The sequence below is a fragment of the Streptomyces sp. NPDC006798 genome, assembly GCF_040635975.1.
Classification (GTDB): Bacteria; Actinomycetota; Actinomycetes; order Streptomycetales; family Streptomycetaceae; genus Streptomyces.
In genome coordinates, this window is the sequence record NZ_JBEYIS010000007.1 from 69,859 (window position 1) to 77,530 (window position 7,672).

The 7,672-nt window shown below is 75.1% G+C and carries 4 protein-coding genes; all 4 read left to right on the plus strand.

All coding sequences use genetic code 11. From position 1 onward, the window contains the following. Nucleotides 1–66 precede the first annotated feature (66 nt). Nucleotides 67–1,725 carry a beta-N-acetylhexosaminidase gene (locus ABZ714_RS06600; protein WP_358824033.1) on the plus strand — a complete coding sequence of 553 codons (1,659 nt, stop codon included), beginning with the start codon at nt 67–69 and terminating at the stop codon, nt 1,723–1,725. 545 nt (nt 1,726–2,270) lie between these two features. Next, the gene (locus ABZ714_RS06605; RefSeq protein ID WP_358824034.1) at nt 2,271–3,170 is read left to right on the plus strand and encodes an FAD binding domain-containing protein; all 900 of its coding nucleotides are present in this window, start codon (nt 2,271–2,273) and stop codon (nt 3,168–3,170) included. Between the two features lie 227 nt (nt 3,171–3,397). Then, entirely contained in the window at nt 3,398–5,227 is a 1,830-nt protein-coding gene (locus ABZ714_RS06610; RefSeq protein ID WP_358824147.1) for a (2Fe-2S)-binding protein, read from the plus strand. After that, nucleotides 5,224–7,554 (plus strand): xanthine dehydrogenase family protein molybdopterin-binding subunit, encoded by a 2,331-nt coding sequence (locus tag ABZ714_RS06615; protein WP_358824035.1) that lies wholly within the window; start codon nt 5,224–5,226, stop codon nt 7,552–7,554. Before ABZ714_RS06610 ends, ABZ714_RS06615 begins: the two co-directional genes overlap by 4 nt. The last annotated feature ends 118 nt before the right edge of the window (nt 7,555–7,672 follow it).

A 7,672-nucleotide genomic window follows, 5' to 3' on the forward strand; every position in this document is an offset into this window, starting at 1 on the left:
GCGGCCCGGGAGAGCCGGAAGGACACGCGAAGCCCGGCCCCGGCCGGGCAGGAGGGAAACAACGGCATGAGCGACACTCAGGCGCGTCCCGGACCCGCCGGACTGATCCCGGCACCGGTCACCGTCACGGCCGCCCCGGACGGCGGGAGCTTCACCCCGGGGCCCGCCACCGCGCTCGCCGCGGGCCCGGGCACCGGCACCGCCGAACGGTGGCTGCGGACCACCGTGGGCGCCGCCCTCGGCCTGCCGCTGCCGCCCGGTGAGCCCGGCGGGCCCGACACCGTCACCCTCGCCGTGGACGAGTCCCTGGCGGCCGAGGCGTACCGGCTGACCGTCGGTCCCGGCGGGGTGGAGATCACCGGCGGCGACCCGGCCGGGGTGTTCTGGGGCGCCCAGACCCTGCGTCAGCTGCTGGGCCCCGGCGCCTTCCGGGCCGTACCCGGCGCCGGTTCGGCCGTCCCCGCCGTCCCCGCGCAGACGATCGAGGACGCGCCCCGCTTCGGCTGGCGCGGAATGATGCTGGACGTGGCGCGGCACTTCACGCCCAAGAACGACGTCCTGCGGACCCTCGATCTGCTGGCCGCGCACAAACTCAACGTCTTCCACTTCCATCTCACCGACGACCAGGGCTGGCGTATCGAGATCAAACGCCACCCGAAGCTGACCGAGGTCGGCTCCTGGCGGCCCCGGACGAAATGGGGGCACCGTTTCTCGGAGCTGTGGGACGAGAAGCCGTACGGCGGTTACTACACCCAGGACGACATCCGGGAAATCGTCGCCTACGCCGCCGAGCGGCATATCCGGGTCGTGCCCGAGATCGACATCCCGGGCCACTCCCAGGCCGCGATCGCGGCCTATCCGGAACTCGGCAACGCCGATGTCGTCGACACCGCGTCCCTGACCCCCTGGACCACCTGGGGCGTCAATCCGAACGTCCTCGCCCCCACCGAGCAGACCCTGCGGTTCTACGAGGGCGTGCTGGAGGAGGTCCTGGAGCTGTTCCCGGCCGAGGTCTCGCCCTTCGTCCACATGGGCGGCGACGAGTGCCCCAAGGACCAGTGGAAGGAGTCGCCGACGGCACAGGCCCGGATCCGGGAGCTGGGCGTCGGCGACGAGGACGGCCTCCAGTCCTGGTTCATCCGCCACTTCGACTGCTGGCTGGCCGACCGCGGCCGGCGGCTGATCGGCTGGGACGAGATCCTGGAGGGCGGGCTCGCGCCCGGCGCCGCGGTCTCCTCCTGGCGCGGCTACGCGGGCGGGATCGAGGCCGCCAGGTCGGGACACGACGTGGTGATGTGCCCCGAGCAGCACGTCTATCTCGACTACCGGCAGGACGGCGGGCCCGACGAGCCCATGCCGATCGGCTATATCCGCACCCTGGAGGACGTCTACCGGTTCGAGCCCGTTCCGCCGGGTCTCGAACCGGAGGCCGCCGCGCGGATCCTGGGCACCCAGGCCAATGTCTGGACCGAGGTGATGCAGGAGCGGGCCCGGGTCGACTACCAGGTCTTCCCCCGGCTGGCCGCCTTCGCCGAGGTGGCGTGGTCGCCGCTGCCCGCCCCCGCCGAACGCGACTACCCGGAGTTCGAGTCCCGGATGGGCGCGCACTACCCCCGGCTGGACGCCCTCGGCGTCGACTACCGCCGCCCCGAAGGGCCCCGGCCCTGGCAGACGCGCCCCGGCGTCAAGGGCTTCCCCCGCGAGGGAGCCCCGCCGAACGTGTGACGGACCGGCCCTCGCCCCGGCCACCGGCCCCCGGCGCCCCGCGACGAACCGCGGGGCGCCGGGGGCCGCGTGCGCTTCGCCCGCGCCGCCGGAGAGCGCCGGGAGCCGCCGGGAGCCGCCGCGCGTCGGTGGCCGTGCCCTGTGATGTCTCGTGGTGCGGCTCGCGGGCCGGGAGGCCGGCCGGGGCGTACGGGCCGTCGGCGTACCACCCCCGCCCCCGCCCGGTGCGGCCGTCCCTCGGGAGAACTCCGGGCGTTGCGCAGTGAATCGTATGATTTAGCTGTCATCTGTCCCCCATCGCCTCTTGACCGGCGAATGCCCCGAAGGTGTCCGATGGTGCCCGACGGGTACGGATGGGGCGGAACGCCGATGACGCTGAAAGAGGGGCATCGGCAAAGGAAGAGGGCATCCGTCGCGGACCGGCCCTTCGTGGACCCTCGCGGCGGTCGGCTCGGAAGATGTGCCAGAGTTGCCACGTCCGGGCTGTGAGCACGTACGGTACGGCAACACAGGCGGGACGCCGGACACCGGGAAGGGGCAGCTGGGTGACCACGCACGCACCGCAGACTTCGCAGTCGGTGACGCTTCCGGCGTCGCTCGACGAGGCCGTGGCGGCGCTGACCGCCATGCCCGCGGCCGTGCCGGTCGCGGGCGGTACCGACCTCATGGCCGCGGTCAACCGGGGGCAGTTGCGGCCCGCCGGACTCGTCGGTCTCGGCCGGATCAACGAGATCCGCGGCTGGCGCTACCAGGACGGCGGACACGCCCTCCTCGGCGCCGGACTCACCCATGCCCGCATGGGACGGCCCGACTTCGCCGCGCTCATCCCGGCGCTCGCCGCTTCGGCGCGCGCCGCCGGACCGCCGCAGATCCGCAACGCGGGCACCCTGGGCGGCAATATCGCCTCCGCCGCGCCGGCCGGGGACACCCTGCCCGTCCTCGCCGCCCTGGAGGCCGAGCTGATCATCGCCGGGCCCGGCGGCGTCCGCCGGGAGATCCCGGTCGCCCAGCTCCTCGCGGGCCGCGATCTGCTGGGCCCCGCCGAACTCATCGGCTACGTCCGCGTACCCCTGCTCCACGCGCCCCAGGTGTTCCTCAAGGCCACCGGCCGGACCGGGCCCGGCCGGGCCACCGCGTCCGTCGCGGTCGTCCTCGACCCGCAGCGGCGCGGGGTGCGCTGCGCCGTCGGCGCCATCGCGGCGATGCCGCTGCGCCCGCTGGAGGCGGAGCGCTGGATCGCCTCACTGATCGACTGGGACGGCGAGCGGGGGCTCGCGGCCGAGGCCCTGGCGGCCTTCGGCGACTACGTCGCCGCCGCCTGCATCCCCGATCCCGAACCCACCGCCCCGGGCGAGGAGCCACCACCGCTGCCGCCCGCCGTACTGCATCTGCGGCGCACCGTCGCCGCGCTGGCCCGGCGCGCACTGGGGAGGGCGCTGTCGTGAACGACACCAACGGAAACACCGGCCACAACGGCCACAACGGTCAGGTCGGTCACGCCGGAAACCCGGCGCACCCGGGAAACCCCGCCGGTGACCACCCCGGCGACCAGGGCCTACCCGGTCACCAGCACCAGGGTCACCACGGCGAGACCGGCCACCAGGGCCATCACGACCCGCACGGCCACCACCCGGGATATCCGCAGCCCACCGGGCACGGCGGCTGGCAGCCCATGCCCCAGGGCGCGTTCGACCACGAGGCGACCGCCTTCGTCCAGCTCCCGTCCGAGGACCAGCTGCGCGCCGCGCCCCTGGAGGCGCCGGGCCACGGCTTCGTACCGCCGATGATCCTGCCGCTGACCCCCGTGGCCGATCCGCAGATCCCGCCGGAGGCACGGCTTCCGCACGACGGCGGTACGGCGGGCGGGCAGATCACCGGCGGCTGGCCCGAGCCCGTCGCACACCCCGACGATCCGCACGCCACCGGCCAGTGGGCCTTCCCCGAGGCCGCCGGGCAGCAGGGCGTCCCGGCCGTGCCGAGCGATGTCACCGGCCAGTGGACGATCCCGGTCGCCCGGGGCGATCTGCCCGAGGAGACCGGCGAGTACACCGCCGCCATGCTCCAGGCCCAGCAGTGGAACGGCCCCCAGCCGTCCGTCGGGGCCGAACCCCACCCCGAAACCACCGGGGCGGCCACCGCGGCGCCCTGGGCGCCCGCCGACGCCCCCGCGACCCTGCCGGGCGGCGCCGCCGCGCCCTGGGCCGCGCCGCAGCATCCGCACACCGTGCCCGTACATCCGCCGCACGACCATCCGTCGCACGGCGAGCCCGTGGCCGGGCACCCGCACCACGGACCCGGGGTGCCGCCCGTGCACCCGGGGCCGGCCGGGCACCCGGTGTCGGCGGAGTACGTCGAGCATCCCGAGCACACTGAGCACACCGACCACCCCGAGCACTCCGAACCGGCGGTCCCCGCCGTCCCGGCCGAGCACCTCGGCCACCCGGAGCCGGAGTCACAGGCCGGATCCGCGATCGGATCCGCGATCGGTTCCGTCGGTTCCGTTGTGGGGTCCGTCGCCCCGCCCGCCGCCGGTTCCGTCACCGTGCCCGTCGCCGGACACCCGGCCGACCAGGCGCCCCACCCGGCCCACCCGGAACAGCCACAGGCCGGAGCGGTCCCCGAGGGCCCGGCGGCCCCGGAGCCCGCCTCCGCCGCCTCCGGCGATGCCTCCGCCGCCGAGTCCGAACCGCCCTCCGCCGCCGACGGCGCCGAGGAAGCCGCCGGAGGGGCCCCCGCCGAACCGGAACCCCAACCGGAGCCCGAGCCGGAATCCGAGCCGGAACCCGAACCGGCCGCCGCCGAGGCCCCCGAGCCCGTGGAGACCACCGACCCGGAACCGGCCCCCGAGCCCGAACCGGAGCCCGTACCGGCCCCCGTCTTCGAGGAACACCCGCCCACCTCCTACGTCCTGCGGGTCAACGGCGCCGACCGCCCCGTCACCGACGCCTGGATCGGCGAGTCTCTGCTCTACGTGCTCCGCGAGCGCCTCGGCCTCGCGGGCGCCAAGGACGGCTGTTCCCAGGGCGAGTGCGGCGCCTGCAACGTGCAGGTCGACGGCCGGCTCGTCGCCTCCTGCCTGGTCCCCGCGGCCACCGCCGCCGGGACCGAGGTCCGTACCGTCGAGGGCCTGGCCGAACACGGCGAACCCTCCGACGTCCAGCGCGCCCTGGTCCGCAACTGCGCCGTCCAGTGCGGCTTCTGCGTCCCCGGTATGGCGATGACCGTCCACGACCTGCTGGAAGGCAACCACCGACCCACCGATCTGGAGACCCGGCAGGCCCTCTGCGGCAACCTCTGCCGCTGCTCCGGCTACCGGGGCGTACTCGACGCCGTACGGGAGGTCGTCGCCGAACGCGAGGCCAACGCGGCGGCGGCCGAAGCGGAATCCGGCCAGCCCCGGCCCGGTACCGCGGCCCCCGGCCAGGAAGCCCGTATTCCGCACCAGGCGCCTCCCGGTGCGGGTAGTGTGCAGCCCCATCCCCATGACGGAGGCATGGCGTGACCAGCGACGCCACCGCGACCACCACGGCGACCCCCCTCACGGCCACCGTGCCCGGCCCCCGCGGCCCCGAACCGGAGCCGCCCGCGCACGGCATCGGCACGTCCCTCCAGGCGGCCGACGCCCGTGCCAAGACCGAGGGCGTCTTCCCGTACGCCTCCGATCTCTGGGCCGAGGGCCTGCTGTGGGCGGGCATCCTGCGCTCCCCGCACCCGCACGCCCGGATCCTCTCGATCGACACCTCGGCGGCCCTGGAGATGAAGGGCGTCCGGGCCGTCATCACCCACCAGGACATCCCCGGCGACTCCTCCTACGGCCGCCGGGTCGCCGACCGGCCCGTCTTCGCCTCCGAACTGGTCCGCCACCACGGCGAGGCGATCGCCGCCGTCGCCGCCGACCACCCCGACACGGCCCGGCTCGCCGCCGCCGCCATCGAGGTCGAGTACGAGGCGCTGGAGCCCGTCACCGACCCCGAACTCGCCTTCGAGGCCCCGCCGCTGCACCCCGACGGCAACCTCGTCCGGCACATCCCGCTGCGCTACGGCGACCCCGACGTCACCGGCGACGTCATCGTCGAGGGCCTGTACCGGATCGGCCGCCAGGACCCCGCGCCCATCGGCGCCGAGGCCGGCCTCGCCGTACCCCGCCCCGACGGCGGCGTCGAACTGTACGTCGCCTCCACCGACCCGCACACCGACCGCGATCTGGCCGCCGCCTGCTTCGGCCTCGAACCGGAACGCGTCAAGGTGGTCGTCACCGGCGTCCCCGGCGCCACCTCCGACCGCGAGGACCCCGGCTTCCAGCTCCCCCTCGGACTGCTCGCCCTGCGCACCGGCTGCCCCGTCAAACTGGCCGCCACCCGCGAGGAGTCCTTCCTCGGCCACCCCCACCGGCACCCCACCCTGCTGCGCTACCGGCACCACGCCGACACCGAAGGCCGGCTGCTCAAGGTCGAGGCCCAGCTCCTGCTCGACGCCGGGGCCTACGCCGACTCCTCGTCCGAGTCCCTGGCCGCCGCCGTCGCCTTCGCCTGCGGCCCGTACGTCGTCCCGCACGCCTTCATCGAGGGCTGGGCCGTCCGTACCAACAACCCCCCCTCCGGCCACGTCCGGGGCGAGGGCGCCATGCAGGTCTGCGCCGCCTACGAGGCCCAGATGGACAAGCTGGCGGGCAAACTCGGCCTCGACCCCACCGACCTGCGGCTCCGCAACGTCCTGGCCACCGGCGACCTCCTCCCCACCGGCCAGACCGTGACCTGCCCGGCGCCCGTCGCCGAACTCCTCGAAGCGGTACGCGACCACCCCCTCCCGGCGCTCCCCAAGGACTCGCCCGAGGACGACTGGCTGCTCCCCGGCGGACCCGAGGGCGCGGGCGAACCCGCCGCCGTACGCCGGGGCGTCGGCTACGCCCTCGGCATGGTCCACATGCTGGGCGCCGAGGGCACCGACGAGGTGTCCACCGCCACCGTCAAGGTCCAGGACGGCATCGCCACCGTCATCTGCGCCGCCGTGGAGACCGGCTCCGGCTTCACGACCCTCGCCCGGCAGATCGTCCAGGAGACCCTCGGCGTCGACGAGGTCCAGGTGGCCTCCGTCGACACCGACCAGCCCCCGGCGGGCCCCGCCTGCCACGGACGGCACACCTGGGTCTCCGGCGGAGCGGTCGAACGCGCCGCGAAGATGGTCCGCACCCAGCTCCTCCAGCCCCTCGCGCACCAGTTCGGGATGTCGACGGAGCTGCTCCAGATCGCCGACGGCAAGATCACCTCGTACGACGGGGTGCTCTCGGTCACCGTCGCCGAGGCGCTGGAGGGCAAGGAACTCTGGGCCACCGCCCAGTGCCGCCCCCACCCGACCGAACCCCTGGACGAGACCGGCCAGGGCGACGCCTTCGTCGGCCTGGCGTTCTGCGCGGTCCGCGCGGTGGTCGACGTCGACATCGAGCTGGGCTCCGTCCGGGTCGTGGAGATGGCGGTCGCCCAGGACGTCGGCCGGATCCTCAACCCCGCGCAGCTCGCGGTCCGGATCGAGGCGGGCGTCACCCTCGGCATCGGCACGGCCCTCACCGAGAACCTCCGCACCAACCGGGGCGTCGTCCGCCGCCCCGACCTCACCGGCTACGCGCTGCCGACGGCCCTCGACGCCCCCGACATCCGGATCGTCAAACTCGTCGAGGAGCGGGACGTCGTCGCCTCCTTCGGCGCGAAGCCGGCCAGCGCCGTACCGGTGGTGACGTCCCCGGCGGCGGTCGCGGCGGCGGTCCGCGCGGCCACGGGCCGCCCGGTCAACCGCCTCCCGATCCGCCCCCAGGCGGCGGTCGTCCAGCCGTAACCTTCCGGCCCCCCCGGCCAGGTGGGGGTGTTCAGGGGCGCGGGGAACTGCGCGACAAGCCACAGGCGGCGCGCGGTCGCCCGGCAACATTCGCCCGGCTGGGCGGGTGGCGTGGGCC

Excerpts from the sequence above, each read along its gene's own strand:
- ABZ714_RS06600 (WP_358824033.1), top strand. The coding sequence starts at position 67 with ATGAGCGACACTCAGGCGCGTCCCGGACCCGCCGGACTGATCCCGGCA.
- ABZ714_RS06610 (WP_358824147.1), top strand. The coding sequence starts at position 3,398 with ATGCCCCAGGGCGCGTTCGACCACGAGGCGACCGCCTTCGTCCAGCTC.